Origin of the sequence: Flavobacterium sp. CF108 (assembly GCF_900129795.1) — a bacterium.
Classification (GTDB): domain Bacteria; phylum Bacteroidota; class Bacteroidia; order Flavobacteriales; family Flavobacteriaceae; genus Flavobacterium.
In genome coordinates, this window is record NZ_FQWW01000012.1 from 86,088 (window position 1) to 106,676 (window position 20,589).

General features: G+C 32.5%; 13 protein-coding genes and 1 pseudogene. 6 read left to right on the top strand and 8 right to left on the bottom strand.

Annotated elements, in window-relative coordinates:
* Positions 1-150: 150 nt before the first annotated feature.
* Positions 151-1,578, top strand: coding sequence for a peptidylprolyl isomerase (locus BUE10_RS23245; protein WP_073489463.1), 1,428 nt, complete (start codon positions 151-153; stop codon positions 1,576-1,578).
* A gap of 78 nt (positions 1,579-1,656) precedes the next feature.
* Positions 1,657-2,610, top strand: coding sequence for an AAA family ATPase (locus BUE10_RS23250; protein ID WP_073489465.1), 954 nt, complete (start codon positions 1,657-1,659; stop codon positions 2,608-2,610).
* Between the two features lie 40 nt (positions 2,611-2,650).
* Here the strand turns inward: BUE10_RS23250 and xrtN are convergent, their stop codons facing one another.
* Positions 2,651-3,892: an exosortase N gene (xrtN, locus tag BUE10_RS23255; RefSeq protein WP_159439083.1), complete on the bottom strand. Its 1,242-nt coding sequence runs from the start codon at positions 3,890-3,892 to the stop codon at positions 2,651-2,653.
* Positions 3,892-6,387, bottom strand: coding sequence for an XrtN system VIT domain-containing protein (locus BUE10_RS23260; protein ID WP_073489469.1), 2,496 nt, complete (start codon positions 6,385-6,387; stop codon positions 3,892-3,894). Before BUE10_RS23260 ends, xrtN begins: the two co-directional genes overlap by 1 nt.
* Before the next feature lie 424 nt (positions 6,388-6,811).
* Here BUE10_RS23260 and BUE10_RS23265 point away from each other — a divergent pair, with 424 nt between their 5' ends.
* The 3 genes from BUE10_RS23265 to BUE10_RS23275 all read left to right on the top strand — a co-directional run bounded on the left by BUE10_RS23265 (position 6,812) and on the right by BUE10_RS23275 (position 13,837).
* On the top strand, positions 6,812-9,583 hold the full coding sequence (locus BUE10_RS23265) for a bifunctional aconitate hydratase 2/2-methylisocitrate dehydratase (RefSeq protein ID WP_073489471.1): 2,772 nt from the start codon (positions 6,812-6,814) through the stop codon (positions 9,581-9,583).
* Between the two features lie 121 nt (positions 9,584-9,704).
* Positions 9,705-11,969: an aconitate hydratase gene (locus tag BUE10_RS23270; RefSeq protein WP_073489473.1), complete on the top strand. Its 2,265-nt coding sequence runs from the start codon at positions 9,705-9,707 to the stop codon at positions 11,967-11,969.
* A gap of 398 nt (positions 11,970-12,367) precedes the next feature.
* Positions 12,368-13,837, top strand: coding sequence for a C40 family peptidase (locus tag BUE10_RS23275; protein ID WP_073489474.1), 1,470 nt, complete (start codon positions 12,368-12,370; stop codon positions 13,835-13,837).
* Here the strand turns inward: BUE10_RS23275 and BUE10_RS23280 are convergent.
* The 4 genes and pseudogenes from BUE10_RS23280 to BUE10_RS23295 all read right to left on the bottom strand — a co-directional run bounded on the left by BUE10_RS23280 (position 13,829) and on the right by BUE10_RS23295 (position 17,070).
* The gene (locus BUE10_RS23280) at positions 13,829-14,230 is read right to left on the bottom strand and encodes a response regulator (RefSeq protein ID WP_073489476.1); all 402 of its coding nucleotides are present in this window, start codon (positions 14,228-14,230) and stop codon (positions 13,829-13,831) included. The genes BUE10_RS23275 and BUE10_RS23280 overlap by 9 nt on opposite strands.
* Positions 14,220-15,653: a sensor histidine kinase gene (locus BUE10_RS23285; RefSeq protein WP_073489478.1), complete on the bottom strand. Its 1,434-nt coding sequence runs from the start codon at positions 15,651-15,653 to the stop codon at positions 14,220-14,222. Before BUE10_RS23285 ends, BUE10_RS23280 begins: the two co-directional genes overlap by 11 nt.
* Positions 15,654-16,036: 383 nt before the next feature.
* A pseudogene (locus BUE10_RS23290) lies at positions 16,037-16,446 on the bottom strand (DUF5958 family protein).
* Positions 16,447-16,533: 87 nt separating this feature from the next.
* Positions 16,534-17,070, bottom strand: coding sequence for a hypothetical protein (locus tag BUE10_RS23295; protein WP_073489482.1), 537 nt, complete (start codon positions 17,068-17,070; stop codon positions 16,534-16,536).
* Positions 17,071-17,369: 299 nt separating this feature from the next.
* Here BUE10_RS23295 and BUE10_RS23300 point away from each other — a divergent pair, with 299 nt between their 5' ends.
* Positions 17,370-18,779, top strand: coding sequence for an APC family permease (locus tag BUE10_RS23300; protein WP_073489484.1), 1,410 nt, complete (start codon positions 17,370-17,372; stop codon positions 18,777-18,779).
* 265 nt (positions 18,780-19,044) lie between these two features.
* On the opposite strand, the gene BUE10_RS23305 is transcribed toward BUE10_RS23300, so the two are convergent.
* Positions 19,045-19,788 (bottom strand): hypothetical protein, encoded by a 744-nt coding sequence (locus BUE10_RS23305; RefSeq protein WP_053472283.1) that lies wholly within the window; start codon positions 19,786-19,788, stop codon positions 19,045-19,047.
* 263 nt (positions 19,789-20,051) lie between these two features.
* Positions 20,052-20,456, bottom strand: coding sequence for an MFS transporter (locus tag BUE10_RS23310; RefSeq protein ID WP_073489486.1), 405 nt, complete (start codon positions 20,454-20,456; stop codon positions 20,052-20,054).
* Positions 20,457-20,589: the final 133 nt, after the last annotated feature.

The window sequence follows — 20,589 nt, forward strand, 5'->3', positions numbered from 1 at the left end:
ATTATGTAATTGAATTGTTATTTTTGTTCGTTTTATAAAAGAAAACAGAAGTTCATTATTTAGTTTTTGAGAATAGCTTTTGAAAATAAATAATAGCCCAATTAAATTTTAGAATACAGATCTTTACATCCAAAAATTAAATTTAAAATAATGTCATTAAAAAAATTGCAACTAAAAACAATTGATTATAAGGTAGTCTTAACAATGTGTTTTTTATTTTTTTTCAACTCAGTAATTTCAGCACAGGAAATTATTAAGGATGTTGTAGCAGAAAAGCCGGCAGAAACGGTACACGGAAAACAAAAAATTGACGGTATCATTGCTACGGTTGGAGATTATATTGTTTTAGATTCTGACATTGATAAAGGTTATTTAGAGATTGCAAGTCAGGGTGGTAATACTAAAGATATTACAAGATGTCAAATGCTTGGTAAACTTTTAGAAGATAAATTATACGCACATCAGGCAATTCAGGATAGTATTATTGTAAGCGATGCCGAAGTTAGAGGGATGATGGAAGAACGTTTGAATTATATGATTCAGCAAGTTGGAGATATCAATAAAGTGGTTGAATATTATAAAAAGAGTTCTGTAGAAGAATTTAAAACATATTTTGCTGACATCTTAAAAGAGCAAAAATTAGCCTCAGAAATGAGAGATAAAATTGTAAAAGATGTAGAAATTACTCCAGAGGAAGTTCGTAATTTCTTTAAAAAAATCCCTAAAGATGAATTGCCAACTTTTGGAGCAGAAATGGAAGTAGCGCAGATTGTTACTGAGCCTAAAGTTTCTAATGAAGATAAGCAAAAGGTTAAAGATAGATTAATCGCTATTAGACAAGATGTTTTAGAAGGTTCAAGTTTTGCTACAAAAGCAGTTTTGTACTCTCAGGATCCTGGATCTGCACCAAATGGAGGTTATTATAAAATGACACGTAAAACGCCTTTCGTAAAAGAATTTAAGGATGTAGCGTTTAGTTTGCAGGAAGGTGAAATTTCTCAGCCATTTGAAACTACTTTTGGTTTCCACATTATAATGGTTGACAAAATAAAAGGACAGGAAGTTGAATTAAGACATATTTTAATTGCTCCAGTAGTTTCTGAAAGTGCTTTGAAAGAAGCTAAAGAAAGAGCGGCAAATATTAGAGAGAAAATCGTAAGCAAGCAAATTACTTTTGCAGAGGCTGCAAGAACAGAATCTGACGAAAAAGAAACCAGAGCAAACGGAGGAACTTTAATAAATCCAAACACTCAGGATACTCGTTTTGAATTAACTAAAATGGATCCAACTTTATACGGTCAGGTTTCTAATTTAAAAGATGATGAAGTTTCTCAGCCGCTTTTAAATACAGATGATAAAGGGAAGAAAACGTATAAATTAATCACTGTTACAAACAGAATCGACGAACATACTGCTGACTATGCTAAGGATTACACGAAAATTAAAGAATTAGCATTAAAAGAAAAACAAATCAACGCAATTGCAAAATGGTTTGATACTAAAATTAAAGATACTTATATCAAAATTATTGGAGAGTACAGAGATTGTACGTTTGCTAATAACTGGTTGAAAAAATAATTTTTATTAAATAAAGAAAAAGAGTTAGTTTTATGAATTCATTCAACTAACTCTTTTTAATTTAAAATATATTCATAAATGTCTGACGTAACAGCAATTCATAACTTAGTTCAGAAACGCAACGAATTAAAAAACGAAATAGCAAAAATCATTGTAGGGCAGGATGCCGTTATTGACCAAATTTTACTTTGTATATTTTCAGGAGGACACGCTCTTTTAATAGGGGTTCCTGGTTTGGCAAAAACCTTAATGATTAATACTTTATCTCAAGCTTTAGGTTTAGATTTTAAAAGAATTCAGTTTACACCGGATTTAATGCCTTCGGATATTTTAGGAAGTGAAATTTTAGATGAAAACAGACAATTTAAATTCATAAAAGGGCCAATTTTTTCTAATATTATTTTGGCTGACGAGATCAACAGAACGCCGCCAAAAACGCAGGCAGCTTTATTGGAAGCAATGCAGGAACGTTCAGTTACAATTGCAGGACAAAACTATAAATTAGATTTACCTTATTTTGTACTGGCAACACAAAACCCAATTGAGCAGGAAGGAACTTATCCTTTACCAGAGGCGCAATTAGACCGTTTTATGTTTGCTATTAAATTAGAATATCCAACTTTTGAAGAAGAAGTAAAAGTCGTAAAACAAACTACATCTGATAATAAAGTAGAAATAAACCCATTATTTACAGCGCAGGAAATTATCGATTTCCAGCATTTAATCAGAAGAATTCCTGTTGCCGATAATGTTATTGAATATGCGGTAACTTTAGTAAGTAAAACACGTCCGGATAATGCTTTGACAAATGATTTTGTAAAGAATTATCTTGATTGGGGAGCAGGGCCGAGAGCTTCGCAAAACTTAATTTTAGCAGCAAAAGCTCACGCAGCTTTCAATGGTAAATTTTCGCCTGATATTGAAGATGTAAAAGCAGTGGCAACCGGAATTTTACGCCACAGAATTATTAAAAACTACAAAGCAGACGCTGAAGGAATAACGGAAGAAGTTATTATTAAAAAGCTGATGTAAGATATATCTAAAAAGCCTGATTTTTAAATCAGGCTTTTTTTTAGTTCAATTCTTTAATACTCGTTTCATTTATCAACCGCACCGTTTTGTTGTGAAAAAGTTTTAGCAGTAAAACTTCGGTAAGCGATGTATATTTTTTATTGTCATATTCATACCACCAATAAGAGAAATATCTAATGTTATTCTTTTCTAATTTCGTCAGCCATATTTTTTCATTGCTTCTCATGATTTCTTTAGATTCAATGATTTTATATCCGTTTCCTGTCCAGCAAATTAAAGGCTTGTGAATTGGTGTTTTGATATAAATTAAGGTTTCTGGCGCTGCAATCTTAAAAACTTCATTATTGACCCAAACTCCTTTTTTAATATTATAATGAGGACTGAGATTTTCTAACAGCGAATAATTCTGCTCCTTTTTAATTTCTAAACTAGTAATAAACAATATTCCGGTCGCAATTATCATTGGTAAAAGTTTTGGAAAAAATGAATTGCCGGTTATGCTTTCTTTTTTGGGATGAAAGAATCGTATTAGAAATAAAAGAGGAACAATTTGATAAAATACAAAACACATAATTCCAATAGTGTGATGCAGTATATTTTCTTCGGTACAATTGAATAAAACTAAAGTAATGATTCTGAAATAATTTGAAATAATATTCAGAACTACTATTATACAGCAAAATAATAAAATTTGCAGAATGTTGAAATACTTTTGGTTTTTACGTTCTTCTAAAGTCAATAAAAAAGCTCCGAATAATAATCCCGTTTTAAACATCGACAACCCCATACAAGCGGTATCTATCGAAACTTTTGCATTATTGATATAAAAATTAACGCCTTCAATTTTAGTTATCGGAATGAAATTTTTTAATGTTAAATACACTCCGTAACAAAGCGTCTGTTTTATTTCGACAGTTAAATAATTGAATAACTGATCAAAAACTGACGAAAACAAAAAGAGACAGATAAAAGCAATAAAAGAAAACTTTTGGGTAAAGCTGTAATAAACAAAACAAGCAAACAACAAGAGAGCATGAAAATGCAATGACTTTGTATGCAGTCTGTAGCTTATAAATTCCAATAAAAAAATTAATGCAAGCAGCGGATAACTTATCCTTAAAGCAGTTTTTCTTCCTGCATAAAGAAATAGGAAAATAGAAAATATAACGCCAAAAAAATTATTATCTAATCCTGTTGATACAATACTATAGTTTAAGACTAACAGTATTGTTATAGCAAGAATTGCAATTAATTTGGCGTGTGGCTGCAGTAAAACTTTCATTAAGCTTTTTGTTTTTTGTTTCTTTGATAGTAAAATAAAAGAGTAGTCAGGCCAATAATAATCATTACCCATTCGTGAGGTTCCGGAACCGCACCGTCATTTTTAATCGAAGCGTTTCCAAGAGTATCCACATTTTTCTCAATTCCGTTATTTTCATAATCGGCATCCGTTTCTAAAACAATTAAAGACGAAATTGGAGTTACCACATTAGCATCTTTTGCAAGGGTTACGTATTTATTTGCAGCTAAAGTATCATTCTGAATTTTAACTTGTTCTTCTAAAACTTTTCCAAAAGCATACATTCTGTAAATATGATTTGGACCATTGCTTTTAGAAACACTGTCTTTAGCCGTTTCCTGAATTGAAATATGTGCAGGTTCAATATTAACGGAGCTTTCATCGGTTTTATACAATACAAACTGATTTTGATTTATCAGTTGTAAACTCTTTTGAAGAGAAGCCTGATAATAGTCAAGATATTTTTGCTCTTTGACGGTTTGCCAAAACGGATTAATTTCTCCGGAAATATTAATGACTTTTAAATTTTGCTGTTTGGTTCCGGTTTTTATTTTGTTTAAATATTGAGATTCCTTTAGTTCTTCAAAATTGGCTGAAAATGCACCAGATTTAGTAATAATTAAACTGTTTTTAGCAATCTTATAAAGCGGCAGTAATGAATAATGCAGGTTTTTAAATTCCCATTGAATTTCTTTGAAGTTCTCTTTAGTTATTTCCTTTTTTTCTTTGTCGCTGTATACATAAATTGATTTTCGTGGTAAGTTCACAAATGATTCTATTTCGTTTAAAGTCCAGCTGCTGTTTAAATCCAGAATAATTTCTGAAGCCGTAAAAGGAACATTCACTTTTTGAATTTCTTTTACTTTATAGGTCTTATCTTTCCATGTGAAGGAACTCGAATTGATTTTGTTTAAAGGTATAGCGGCTTCCCAGTCATCTAATCCTTTTGATTCGTTAACATAAAAATTATTTTTAAACTCAAAATCTTTACTGGTTCTGACTTTTGCATCGCCCGTAATCTGAATTCGGGAAAGAGTAGAAGCATTTGAAATGTTAGGGCCTTTTATCGAAAGACTTTGATATTTCATTTCATTATTACCCGCTTGTAAAGGAGTAGTAAAACCACATTTAAAAGTTCGGGGTTTTTCGTGACTTACAGGAAAAACACGAACAACAATTTTGTTTCCTTCTTTCCATTGCATCAACGAAGGGTCACGGCTTTCTACTCCAACAATTTGTTTATAAGCAGCCTGCGCTTTTTCTTTAGTCGTTAAAACACCTTTGCGTTCAATGCCGTTTACCCATAAAGAAAGAGAAGTTGCAACAGAACCCTCCGGAAGCTGAAAAGAATAAATGGCTTCCTTGTCTTGCCAGGATTCTTTCTCGCAGGCAATATTCATAGTAATTTCGGTGTAGGCTAATCTTGATTCAGGATAAATTTTTACATCTTCTTTAATGTCTTTAGTAAACAAATCCTCCCCGCTCCATAATTGTTCCTCTGTTTCTAACCTTTTGTCAAAATTTGATTTCAGAATATTAATTCGGTCGTCAGTACTTAAATTAAGTTCGTTGCAAAAAGCATAAGCAATGTTTATAAATGGGTTATGAACTTTTCTCTCATTATACTTAGAACTTCCAAATGAATCCAAGCCTCTAAAACTAAAGAAATCATCACTACTTTTATAAACAATGCCTTTTTTAAGTAAAATTTCATTGAAAAAATTAGGCTCTAAATGCTGTGAAATCTTAATATAAGCTGGTAAATCATCATTATAATCAAATGATTTTGCAATTTCGTTTTGGCTGATTCTTTCACTTTCAATATTCAGTCGATAAGTAAAAACAAACAAAGCTATTAATACGCTTAAAATACCAGAAGCAAAAGAAATAAAGTATTGTCTGTCTTCCTCAAACAACTTTACCAATCGTATTAAATGTCCTATTGAAATTATTGCCGGAACTAAGCCATAAAATCCTATTCCTAAAACTATAATTCCAATCACAGAAATTAATGTAATGGGTAAGAGATATAAAGCGTAATATAGTATTAATGAATAAGATAATCCATTAATAAAGAAAAGAGTCAGAACAGTATTGCTTTTGTTTTGTGTAGAATAGATAAAGAAATTTGAAATGCAAAAAGTCAAAGTAATGAGGTAAACCCAAACTGGCAGATCTTCAAAAATAGAGAAGAAAACGTTAAGGCAAAAGCATCCAATAAGCCAGTTTAAAAACAAAAAAGGAAGTAAATGAACATATTTTTCTCTTTTTCTTAAAAGAAAAAAAGAGAGCGTAACACAATAAGTGAATTCAAATATCAGGCTTATTACACATAAAGGTTCTGCGCCGCGTGAGTCGAAGGCGGAACAGATTAATATAATGCAGAGCAAAAACAAGCAAATTGATGAAACAACTAAGCTCATTATGACTCCTTCATTTTGTGTGTATTCTTTAAATAAATGTAATTTGTTTTTCATAGAGTTTTATTTTTAAAAGAACTTTGAATTACAAAGTTAAAAGAAAAATTGAATTACAATTGTTTTGTGCAATTTTTTTTTAAGCAAGATTTATACAAAATCTAGCTATCAGAAAAAGAGCAGAATTTGGCGTTCAAAATCGCAACTATAACGTTATAATTTCTAATTTAGAACTATTCTTCACGAAAATAGAGGTAAAACCCCACTTACTTTATAACACCAAATTTCGACTTTGTTAAAGAAAAGATTTTAAAATATCAATAATTCATTTTTTTAATACATAATTGATATTTTGACAAAAACAAGCAGTGAAAATCGTTTTTTAACAATAATAATTTTTGAAAAGGCGACTTCTATTATATTATTTTTAATTATCCGCATTAATGATTAAATTTGCGAACAAAAAAATAAATCTGCCTTAATTATGAATATTTATAAGGATTATATCCAAGAGATTGAAGAACGTAAAAATCAGGGACTTCACCCAAAACCAATCGATAGTGCTGAATTATTAAGCGAAATTATTGCACAAATTAAAGATTTAGATAACGAGTATAGAGAAGATTCTCTTAAATTTTTCATTTACAATACTTTACCAGGAACAACAAGTGCTGCTGGTGAAAAAGCCAAGTTTTTAAAAGAAATTATTCTTGGACAAGCTGTAGTTAAAGAAATTACACCAGCTTTTGCTTTTGAATTATTATCACATATGAAAGGCGGACCTTCTATAGAGGTATTGCTGGATTTAGCTTTAGGAAATGATGCTGCTATTGCAAAAGAAGCAGCTAAAGTTCTTAAAACACAAGTTTTCCTTTATGAAGCAGATACAGATCGTTTAATAGAGGCATTCAAAAATAATAATGCAATTGCAAAAGAAATCCTTGAAAGTTATGCACAGGCTGAGTTTTTTACAAAACTTCCAGAAGTAGCAGATACAATTAAAGTGGTTACTTTTATTGCTGGTGAAGGTGATATCTCTACAGATTTACTTTCTCCGGGTAATCAGGCACACTCACGTTCAGATCGTGAATTACATGGTCAATGTATGATTACGCCTCAAGCACAGCAAGAAATTAAGGCTTTACAAGCACAACATCCTGATGCAAGTGTAATGTTGATCGCTGAAAAAGGAACAATGGGAGTAGGATCTTCTAGAATGTCAGGTGTAAATAACGTGGCACTTTGGACAGGAAAACAAGCAAGTCCATATATTCCATTCGTTAATATCGCGCCAATTGTTGGTGGAACAAACGGAATTTCTCCAATTTTCTTAACAACTGTAGATGTAACTGGTGGTATTGGTTTAGACCTTAAAAACTGGGTTAAAAAGGTGGATGCAAATGGTAACGTTTTGCGTAATGAAAACGACGAACCAATTTTAGAGCAAACCTATTCTGTTGAAACAGGTACAGTTTTAACAATCAATATTAAAGAGAAAAAACTTTATAACGGCGACCAGGAATTAATTGACATTTCTAAGGCATTTACGCCTCAAAAAATGGAATTCATTAAAGCTGGTGGTTCATATGCTATTGTGTTTGGGAAAAAACTTCAAACATTAGCAGCAAAAATTTTAAATGTTGAAGCTCCGCTTGTATTTGCTCCATCAAAAGAAATTTCAATTGAAGGACAAGGTCTTACAGCTGTTGAAAAAATCTTTAACAGAAACGCTGTTGGTGTGCCTGCGGGTAAAGTATTACACGCTGGTTCTGATGTTCGTGTAGAAGTTAATATCGTAGGTTCACAAGATACTACAGGTCTTATGACTGCGCAGGAATTAGAATCTATGGCTGCTACAGTAATTTCACCAATCGTTGATGGTGCATACCAATCAGGTTGTCACACTGCTTCGGTTTGGGATAAAAAAGCGCAGGCAAACATTCCAAAATTGATGAAATTCATGAACGATTTTGGTTTGATCACAGCTCGTGACCCAAAAGGTGTTTATCATGCAATGACAGACGTTATCCATAAAGTACTTAACGATATTACTATTGATGAGTGGGCTATCATTATTGGTGGTGACTCTCATACAAGAATGTCAAAAGGTGTTGCTTTTGGTGCTGACTCAGGAACTGTTGCTCTTGCTCTTGCTACTGGTGAGGCTTCAATGCCAATTCCAGAATCTGTAAAAGTGACTTTCAAAGGAGATATGAAAGGCTACATGGATTTCCGTGATGTGGTTCATGCTACACAAGCACAAATGCTTCATCAATTTGGAGGAGAAAATGTTTTCCAAGGAAGAATTATTGAGGTTCACATTGGAACGCTTACCGCGGATCAGGCATTTACATTTACAGACTGGACTGCAGAGATGAAAGCAAAAGCTTCTATCTGTATTTCTGAAGATGATACTTTAATTGAATCATTGGAAATTGCAAAAGGCAGAATCCAAATCATGATTGATAAAGGTATGGATAATGAAAAACGTGTTCTTCAAGGATTAATCAATAAAGCTGATAAGAGAATTACAGAGATTAAATCTGCAGAGAAACCAGCTTTAACTCCAGATGCAAACGCTAAATATTATGCTGAAGTTGTAGTTGATCTTGATTTGATTGCAGAGCCAATGATTGCTGATCCAGACGTAAATAACGTTGACGTTTCTAAAAGATATACGCACGATACCATCAGACCTCTTTCTTTTTACGGAGGAGTGAAAAAAGTAGATCTTGGATTTATCGGATCTTGTATGGTTCACAAAGGAGATATGAAAATCCTTGCTCAAATGTTGAAAAACGTAGAAGCACAAAATGGTAAAGTTGAATTCAATGCTCCGCTTGTTGTTGCGCCACCTACATATAATATTGTTGATGAGCTTAAAGCTGAAGGTGACTGGGAAGTTTTACAAAAATACTCAGGTTTCGAATTCGACGATAATGCTCCAAAAGGTGCGGCACGTACTGAATATGAAAACATGTTATACTTAGAGCGTCCGGGATGTAACCTTTGTATGGGTAATCAGGAAAAAGCAGCAAAAGGAGATACAGTAATGGCAACTTCAACTCGTCTTTTCCAAGGAAGAGTAGTAGAAGATGCTGATGGTAAAAAAGGAGAATCATTACTTTCTTCAACTCCGGTTGTAGTTTTATCTACAATTTTAGGTAGAACCCCAACATTAGCTGAATATACAACAGCTGTAGACGGTATTAACTTGACTAAGTTTGCGCCTTCAAATAAATCATTAGTAATGTAATCTTACGATTATTAATATTTTAAAAGCCCGAGTGATAAACTCGGGCTTTTTCTTTTCTGTCACTTCTATTTTTTGTAACTTGTCATGTTCAAAATAAAAAAAACAAAAACAATTATAACTTATGGCTTTTGATATTGAAATGATTAAAAAAGTGTATGAGAACATGCCGGGTCGTGTTGACAAAGCACGCGAGATTGTTGGTCGTCCACTTACTTTAACGGAGAAAATTTTATACAATCACCTTTGGGATGGAGATCCAACTAAGGCGTTTGGAAGAGGAGTTGATTATGTTGATTTTGCACCAGATCGTGTTGCATGTCAGGATGCAACTGCTCAAATGGCATTATTACAATTTATGCACGCCGGAAAATCTAAAGTGGCAGTGCCTACAACGGTTCACTGTGATCACTTGATTCAGGCAAAAGTAGACGCTGCAACCGATTTAGCGAGAGCAAAAACACAAAGTAACGAAGTTTTCGATTTCTTGTCGTCGGTTTCTAATAAATACGGAATTGGTTTCTGGAAACCGGGAGCTGGAATTATTCACCAAGTAGTACTTGAAAACTATGCTTTTCCTGGCGGAATGATGATTGGTACCGATTCTCACACTGTAAATGCAGGTGGTTTAGGAATGGTAGCCATTGGTGTTGGTGGAGCCGATGCTGTAGACGTAATGTCTGGTATGGCTTGGGAACTTAAATTTCCTAAACTAATTGGAGTAAAATTAACTGGTAAATTATCAGGATGGACAGCTCCAAAAGACGTTATTCTTAAAGTTGCCGGTATTCTTACTGTAAAAGGAGGAACTGGAGCAATCGTTGAGTATTTTGGAGAAGGTGCAACTTCTATGTCATGTACTGGTAAGGGAACTATTTGTAACATGGGTGCTGAAATTGGAGCTACAACTTCAACTTTTGGATACGATGATTCTATGAGTCGTTACCTGCGTTCTACAAACAGAGCCGATGTTGCTGAGGCTGCAGATAAAGTAGCTTCGTACTTAACTGGAGATCCAGAAGTTTACGCAAACCCAGAGAAATATTTTGATCAGGTTATCGAAATCAATTTATCTCAATTAGAACCGCACTTAAACGGTCCATTTACGCCAGATTTAGCTACTCCAATTTCTAAAATGAAAGAAGAAGCAATCAAAAACAACTGGCCATTACAAATTCAGGTTGGTTTGATAGGATCTTGTACCAATTCTTCTTACGAAGATATTTCTCGTGCAGCTTCTTTAGCAAGACAAGTTGCAGATAAAAACTTAAAAACAAAAGCTGAGTTTACTATTACTCCGGGTTCTGAAGTAGTTCGTTCAACTATCGAAAGAGACGGATTTATTGATACTTTTCATAAAATTGGAGCGACTGTTTTTGCCAACGCCTGCGGACCATGTATTGGTATGTGGGATAGAGAAGGGGCAGAAAAAGAAGAAAGAAATACGATCGTTCACTCTTTCAACCGTAACTTCTCAAAACGTGCAGACGGTAACCCGAATACATTAGCTTTTGTTGGTTCTCCAGAATTGGTAACTGCAATGGCGATTGCTGGTGATTTAGGATTCAATCCATTAACAGATACATTAATCAACGAAGATGGGGAAGAAGTAATGCTTGATGCTCCAACAGGAGACGAGTTGCCTGCCAAAGGTTTTTATGCTGAAGATCCAGGTTTTCAGGCTCCGGCAGCAGATGGTTCAGGTGTTCAGGTTGTAGTAAATCCTGCATCAGAGCGTTTGCAATTATTAGCTCCGTTTGATGCTTGGGATGGTAAAAACATTACAGGTGCAAAATTATTAATCAAAGCCTTCGGAAAATGTACAACAGACCATATTTCTATGGCTGGACCATGGTTGCGTTTCCGCGGACACTTAGATAATATTTCTAACAATATGTTAATTGGTGCTGTAAATGCATTCAACCAAAAAACAAACTCCGTTAAAAATCAATTAACAGGAGAATACGATGCTGTTCCTGCTGTTGCACGTGCATACAAAGCGGCTGGAGTTCCGTCTATCGTTGTGGGAGATCATAACTATGGTGAAGGTTCATCTCGTGAACATGCGGCTATGGAGCCACGTTTCTTAGGCGTTAAAGCAGTATTGGTAAAATCTTTTGCTCGTATTCACGAAACAAACCTTAAAAAACAAGGTCTTTTAGGATTAACTTTTGCAAACGAAGCAGATTATGATAAAATTCAGGAGAACGATACAATCAATTTTACTGATTTAACTGAGTTTGCCCCGGGAAAACCATTAACATTAGAATTCGTTCATGCAGATGGCACAAAAGATATTATCTTGGCCAATCATACTTACAACGCCGGACAAATTGGATGGTTCGTTGCAGGTTCTGCATTAAACTTAATCGCAGCCGGAAAAGCTTAATATTAAAGATTAATTATATACTAAAAACGCTCTGTGAAAACAGGGCGTTTTTTATTTAAAAGCTATTATTCGAAAATTCGGGATCCACTATATCTTTTACTTTTTAAAGAAAAGAGTAAAAGATGCCACTACTATTTGAGCTGGCGCAAAATGTTTCAACATGAAAATTATATTAAAAAGTACCATAAAGAAGAGAAAATGCAATTGCCAGATAGACTAGAAGTTAAGGTTGAAGTGGAGGTTTTCTTGTTAATTTGAAGTAAATTAATTGTTAAAAAAAATGGTTTTTGTGCTTTAAAGAGTTAAATTCGCCTTTTTAGGTAATATATTCGCGCTTTTTTGAGTTTAAAATATTATCTAAACTTAAAAAAGGAGTAATAAACTTTGAATAGGTAAATATGGTTTTTAGATTAATTATAGTATTGTTTTTTTTCAGTGTTGGCGCTTTTTCTCAGGAAAAATTTATCAAACATAAAATCTCAAAAGGAGAAAACCTTACTGTAATTGCTAAAAAATACGGATTAAAAGCTAAAGATATTAAAGAAGCAAATCCGGATGCGCCTAAAGTTTTAAAACTCAATTCGATTTTATTAATTCCGAATAAAAACGCAAAACCTTCACAAAACACTCCTCAAACAATTGCAAATAATACTTCTGGTTCTCACGAAGTTTTGCAAAAAGAAACACTTTGGGGAATCGCTAAAAAATACAATGTTTCTGTTGATGATTTGAAAAAAGCAAATCCAACGTTAGAAACTGAAGGGCTAAAAATAGGACAGCAGTTGAATATTCCGTCTAATAAGCCGGTAATTTCAGAAAATACAATTAAGACGAATGAAGCAAGGCCAGAAATTATTCCGGCAGCAGAAGGAGAAATTATTGTTGAAGTGCAGCCTAAGGAAACAAAATTTTCAATAGCCAAGAAATACGGAATAACAGTTGCAGAATTAGAGCGCCAAAATCCTTTTATTAAAAGGAAATTAGCGGTGGGTTACATGTTAAAAATCCGCACTTCAGCAGAAAAAGCAAATCAGAATATAAAGGATGCTTCTGCTGCACAAACTCAGGCTGCTGAAAAAACTGTTACTAATAATACCCCAGGAGCTGATTTGAAACCAAATAACACTTCTGTGACAGTTTCAGAAAATGTAATTAAAGCTGATGGAGGAAAACCAGAAATTAATCCTGCAGCAGATGTTGAAGTTGTTGTTGAAGTGCAGCCCAAGGAAACAAAATATGCGATAGCCAAGAAATATGGCATAACGGTAAAAGAATTAGAACGCCAAAATCCGTTTATTAAAGGAAAACTTCCAGTTGGATACGTTTTAAAAATAAGGACAACCAAAGAAAAAGCTGATGCATTAAATGCAGTAAGTTCTCCAGCGACTCAATTAGAAAATCCGACTACTGAAACTACAACTCAAATTGCAGACAATACAGTGATTAAAAAAGATTCAACTTTTGTTTATAATGGCAATCACTCTGATTTAATTGACCAGTTAATTCTAAACGCTACAGAAAATATAGGAACCCGTTATCGTTCTGGCGGAACTACAAAAGCAGGTTTTGATTGTTCTGGTTTAATGTTTTGCACCTATGGAAATTTTGATATAAAACTGCCAAGAAGCTCTATCGAGCAATCTCGCATTGGGACAAAAGTAGCTACTACAGAAGCGCAAAAAGGAGATTTAATTTTCTTTAAAACCAATGGAAGGCGCCAGATTAATCATGTAGGAATGGTCGTTGAAAATACTGATGGCGAAATCAAATTTGTGCATTCTTCAACACATGGAGGCGTTATGATCTCTTCAACTAAAGAAGCGTATTATCAAAGAGCCTTTTCGCAAATAAATCGTATTCTAGAATAAAAATTTACTGGTAAGTTGTTTTTTTAACTCTTCGATCGGAAAAGGTTTATTTAAAAAATCCTTCACATATATATTATCTTTTATACGCTTAATTTCTTCCTGATCTAGAGTTGAAGACATTACGAAAATCTGAATTTCATTTTTGATTTCTTCGTTTAGTGTTTCGAATATATCCAGAAATTCAAAGCCATTCATTATTGGCATCTGGATATCTAATAAGATAATTAAGGAATGGCAGATTTTTTTATTTTTAATAATCCACTGCAAACCTTCAAGGCCATTATTGGCAACAAAAATCTGATCTATATCCAGAACTTTTTTCAGCAGTTTTCTGGTAACAAGCTGATCAATCAAATTATCATCAATTAATAGAAATAAAGGTTTAAGCTCCATATGAAGTTGGTATTGTTACAATGAATTTGCTTCCAATATTGCTTTCAGAAAATACCGAAATATTTCCTTTAATGTTTTCTACAGCTTCTTTAACGATGTAAAGCCCTAATCCTGAGCCTTTGTTTTTGTTTGTTCCAAAATACATTTCAAAAATATAATCCTTGCAGTCGTCATTAATCCCAATTCCATTATCAGAAACTTCAATTTTATTAAAACCTTCATGGATATAAGTTTTAATCGAAATAAACATTTCTTGTTTAGTATTATCCGCATACTTGATAGCGTTAGAAAGTAAATTGCTGATAATGATTTTTAAACGCAGGCCGTCACTTTCAATTTGGTCCACTAATAATTCCTGTTTAAAAGTTATTTTACTGGCATTTTCGATATGCATCAATTGCGAAATGGCTTCATTGAATATCTCCTGCAAGCTTACAGGTTCCATTATAATCTGTTTCCGTTTGTTTTTAGAATAGTCAATAATATCACTGATAAATTGATCCTGCTTAGCAAGACTCTGATACATCAAATGCAGATAATCTTTTATTTGATCAACATCATCTTCTAATTGAGTAATTTCTATTAAGCCTTTTAAAGAAGTTATAGGCGATCTTAAATCATGCGAAGCGCTATATACAAAACGGTCTAACTCGTTATTGGCTAAAATTAGATTTTCATTTTTAACCTCAATTTCTTTTTTTGAAACAATTAAACGTTTTACCATTATCGAATAATAAGAGCAAACACTTAAAATGATTATTAAAGTGAAAATAATATTAGTAATGATAAGCAGGTTTTTGATTTTACGAGTTCCTTCTCCCAGCGTATTTGAAAAATTTCGTTCGTTAATAGTAAGTTTAGCACTAATACTGCTTATTTGATGAAGAAATTTTATTTGATCAGCATGAGTTAAGGTGTTATGTTGGATTTTAGCATTAACTTGGGTTCCAATGATAAAAAGTTTCTCGATTAAAGCATCTCCTTCTTCCCATTCATGAATTGCTTTAGCCAAAAAAGGAACATTTTTAAAATTCACAAATAACCAAACAAGATCGTCTAAGTCATCCTTATGATTTCGACCAATTGTAAAACCCTGTCTTGCTACTTTATTGTCACCGGCCTTTATAAGAGTTTTTCTGGCAATTCCGTCGCCTTGAGGCACTTTTAGTTCTTCTAAATATAATTTATACTGATGTGGATCTTTATTATATAAATAGGTAATAAGATGGAGCGAAGCATCTTTTTGTCCTTTAGAGTAATGAGATTCTCCGTTTACATATGCCCTGTTAGCAGATAATATTTTGATCGTAAAAAAATTGATGCAGATTAACAATGCACACGAAATAAAAACGATCAAAATTAAAATAAAAACATTAGGCAGACGAAAGCTCTTTAAAGATCGAATCTTGTCTATGATTTTCATATTAGTAGGTTAATATTAATATCCGGTCTATATCAAGCTTGTATGATTTTCTCTTTTTAAAATAGTATTGAGGCTGACTATTTTAAAGGTTAAAAATAAACAATTGTTAATAAAAATACTTAAATTTTAAGACTTATTGAGTCTTTAACCAAATTTAGTAAAAAATATGTATCTTTTTACAAGCGGTTGTTTTTTTCTTATTTATTTTTATATTTTAAATTTAAACAATTGATAATTAAAATTTTATGTTTGTTTTAAATAATTGTTAATTTAAAAATATCATTTGATTATTACTTTATTTGATGAAAAATGTTATAGTAAAGAATGATTTTTTGTTTAATGTAAAAAAGCTGTAAAATAGTATGTAGCTTAAATTATGAATATTAAAATTCGAATTCATGCCAAAAATGACCACAGCCATTTTTGCATTCTGTATTTCTTCTTTCTGTATCTGTTATTTTAAAAATCCAAAGCATTGATGTGATCGTTTTTTATTTTCAGATTCAGGAAGAAGAACTAACTTTTGTAATGCAATTTTTGTTGGATAAGTTTTAAGAAGTACAATTGGAGTATAAGTTGGCTTTAACGGAATAGTATTTATAGCAAGTTGATAAGCTTCTGAATTGTAATCGGTTTTGTTTGGAATAGCATTAATAATATAATTATTCAAAGTGATAAAAAGACTGTGAAAGTCATACTGATCATCATCTAGCAGAAGTTGTAATCCTATTTTGAAATCAATTTTATCTTGTGCAATTTGATTAATAAGTTTTTCTCTAAAATTCAAATCCACGATGCAGTTTTATTTAAGTTTGAATGCTTTAATTTATTATTTTTTTCGCTGAATTTGTGTTTAAATCCCCGATTATAAGGCATAATTCTATTTAATTCCGACAATTGTTTCAGAAAAAAAAGAAAAATATTTTTGATCAGACAGTATTTCTCTTACCTTATTTAGTGTTTCAGATTTTATTTCGGAAGTGTAGCTATCGCCTAAAAAACCAACTTTATCATAAGATACTAAAATTGAAATTAGATCAAGGAATGACTCAAAATCTTTTGAAATATAATTCATTATTTCAAAATTTTCTTCATCTAATAAAGCAATTTCATTGGTTTCTTTTATTACAATTAATAACTCAGAATCACGAAAACCAATACTAACGAAATCTTTATGATCTTCATGATTTTTTAGTGTAAAACCTAAAAACGAAAAATTTTTAAAATTTACATTTTTATTGAATTGCTCCAATAAAACTGCATTTTCTAGAAATACAGCATTGGGTTTTATTGAAATTGAAAAATCAGAACTTATTTGTTCAGCATAATCCTGATCAAAACCCTTTTTTAGAAAATCTTCGATTGTAGGACAGACGTTTTTAATAGCGTCGATTTTGGTTTTTAATGTAAGGCTCATAATGTGATTTAATATTAAAATAAAATTAATCTATAAAAAATGTTTACATTTTAAAAAGCAGTATTTAGTAACTAAAGTATTAATATTATTTTAATTTAAAGGAATACTATTATAAAACAAGATTTGATAAAATAATTGTTTTAGAAATAATTAATTATTATGTAGTTTTCAGATTGTTTTTATTACTATCTGCAGACTTAATTCAAATTTATACTCAAGAGGCTGATTATGTTATAAATTTTTAATAATCTAAAATTTCAGAAAAAAGTATATCTTTAACCAACCCAAAAACCAAAAAAATGCAAGAAGAAAACCAAGAACACTTTAAAAGAGAACTAGGATTATTAGACGGAACCATGCTTGTAGTTGGTTCTATGATTGGATCTGGAATATTTATTGTAAGTGCCGATATCGCCAGACAAGTAGGATCTGCCGGATGGCTTACTTTAATTTGGCTGATTTCAGGATTAATTACCATTATCGCAGCCGTAAGTTATGGCGAATTAAGTGCTATGTTCCCAAAAGCCGGAGGACAATATGTGTACTTAAAAGAAGCTTACAACAAATTAATTGCCTTTTTATACGGTTGGAGTTTTTTCGCCGTAATTCAAACCGGAACAATTGCAGCGGTTGGAGTAGCTTTCTCAAAATTTGCTGCTTATTTATACGAACCTTTTAGTGATGAAAATATACTTTATGAAATAGGTTCTTTCAAATTAAATGCAGCGCAGTTAGTATCGATTTTCACTATTATTTTATTGACTTATATTAATAGCCGCGGGGTTAAAAACGGAAAAATTCTTCAAACCGTTCTTACGATTATTAAAATTTTATCATTGCTGGGATTAATTGTTTTTGGATTAACGCTTGCAGCAAAAGCTTCGGTTTGGGATGCCAACTGGGCTGATGCATGGAATACACGTTCGTTTGATAAAGAAACGGGTTCTTGGCTGCCAATTGGCGGAACAGCTTTAATTACAGGAATTTCTGCTGCAATGGTTGGATCGTTATTTTCAAGTGATGCCTGGAACGGAGTTACTTTTATTGCCGGAGAAATTAAAAATCCAAAACGTAACGTAGGTTTCAGTTTATTTCTGGGAACTTTTATTGTAACGATTATTTATGTTTTAACAAATATTATGTATTTGGCTGTAATTCCGTTAGACGAAATCGCAACAGCAAAATCTGATCGTGTAGCAGTTGTAGCATCTCAATATATTTTCGGGAATATAGGAACATTGATTATTGCGATCATGATTATGATTTCGACTTTTGCCTGTAACAATGGATTAATCATGGCTGGTGCGAGAGTTTATTATACAATGGCAAAAGATGGTTTGTTCTTTAAAAAAGCTGCTGTTCTAAACGAATCAAGCGTTCCTGCTTGGGCGCTTTGGGCACAATGTATTTGGGCTTCGGCTTTATGTTTGACTGGAAAATATGGTGATTTATTAGATTTCGTAATCATCATTGTTTTGATTTTCTATATTCTAACAATCTACGGAATCTTCATTTTGCGTAAAAAAATGCCAGATGCCGAGAGACCTTATAAAGCTTTCGGATATCCATTTTTACCAATGTTATATATTATAATAGCAGCGGCAATTTGTGTTTCATTATTAATCACAAAATTCTCAACCTGCGGATGGGGAGTTTTAATTATGCTAACTGGAATTCCGGTTTACTACTTAACAAAACCAAAAAAATAAAGTTTTTATTTCAAGTTTGAGGTTTCAAGTTTCAAACTCTAAAAAATACCAAAGCGCCTTGATAATCTCAAGGCGCTTTTTTGTGCAACAAATTATAACCAAAAATAAAATAAAATTCCTCAAAAAAAATATGAATATGCCCACCGGTCTAACGGATTAAACGGGTTTACGCTGTTTTATTAAAACTATGCGATTGAATTAAAATAACCAGTGAAAACCCGTTTAATCCGTTAGAACCGTGGGAAAAAACTTTTGTAAAGCGAGTTTATTTAACAGAATAAGGAAGGGATAGATTTCCGCTGGCAACGGTATAAACTTTGTAAACGCCCAGCATTGGTTTTTTTCCTTCTCCTTCATGTGAACCACCGGCACCAGTGCTGACTTCCATATAACAGCTTACAGCATCAAACTTGAAATTAGTTTTGTTATTGATCCTAAAATTGGGAACAATTACTTTTATTGAATTTCCTTTAGAAACGATATTAAAACCGGGACTGTCCATATACATTGCCATTCCGGGATTTGTTGGAGGTAAAATGACATTAGGATCACCTTTTGTAAATTCCCTAACAGAAAGTCCGCCCGCAACACGTTTATCTTCAACTAAAAGAACCCAATGAGCATGCCAAACCAATCCGTCGTTAAGATAATTTCCGTCCAGATTTTCATCCCAAAGCGGAGTATCTTCAAAATCAGGATGTGAAGTCAGGGCAAGTGCTACGATTCCTTCGGCTTGACCGAAACCAATATCAGATGATTTTAAAGTGGTTGGAAAAACGTAAGCCAAAACGGGAGCTCCGTTTAATTGTCCAACAGGTTTAGGCATTGTTTTTCCGGCAGTTCCTTCAACCTTAATATCCCAAACCGTAATACCTAAATCTGCTTTATGAGTAATTGTGGCCGATTTTATCTTAAAGTCACTATTATTGTAAGTTCCGCATTTGTCACAGGCTTTCGAAACAGTGTAATTAAAAAAAATGAAGCATAAAATAAAAATTGATTTTTTCATAATTCATGTGGTTTAATGTTAATTGATTTGTAAGAAACCAATACGTATGCCACATAAAAAAATGCCCGAAAAACAAAGCATTTTGGGCATTTTATGTTTTTGATACGCTGTTATATTTCGAGAATCAAATTCTATTTCGTGAAATTTCGCTGCTTAAGAGAATAGAGGCAAGAAGATAGAATAAAGAGAAAAAAAGTTAGATAATCTCGCGAAGCCGCAAAGGTTTATTTTTCTTTGTGGTTTGGTATTTTATGTATTAAGAATCAAAGTTCTTTTAAATCGTTATTGATTCTCTCTTCTGTAGGTCTTAAGAAAATAAGATATATAATAATAAGGATTCCGAATAACACGAAATCTGGTTTTAAAAATAAGATTAAAAAAGCAGCGCCTTCTAAAACTGCCCATCGCATAATCGATGCTGTCTGATAAATGGGTAATTTGTCTTCGGTTTTTAGTTTTGGGTCAATTTGTTTTAATTGTGATTTGAATAAAAAAGTACTCAAAACAAAGGCTAAAACAGGAATAAAAACATACACCAATGACGATGAATCAATATTGGGAATATTTAGTTTTTCGACTGAAAGTTCACCTAAAAAGAAATAAGCAACAATTGTTCCTGCACAAATGGCAAGGTGAATAATTTGAAGGGTTTTGATTTTTTCGGTCATGATTTGGTTTTTTTATGCAAGGTAAAACTAAATAGAATACCAAATATAAAACTTTATGTTTTCGTGTTTTGATGGCAAAAACGCAGCAGATAAAAACAAAAAAGGCACTACATAATGCAGTGCCTTTATACGT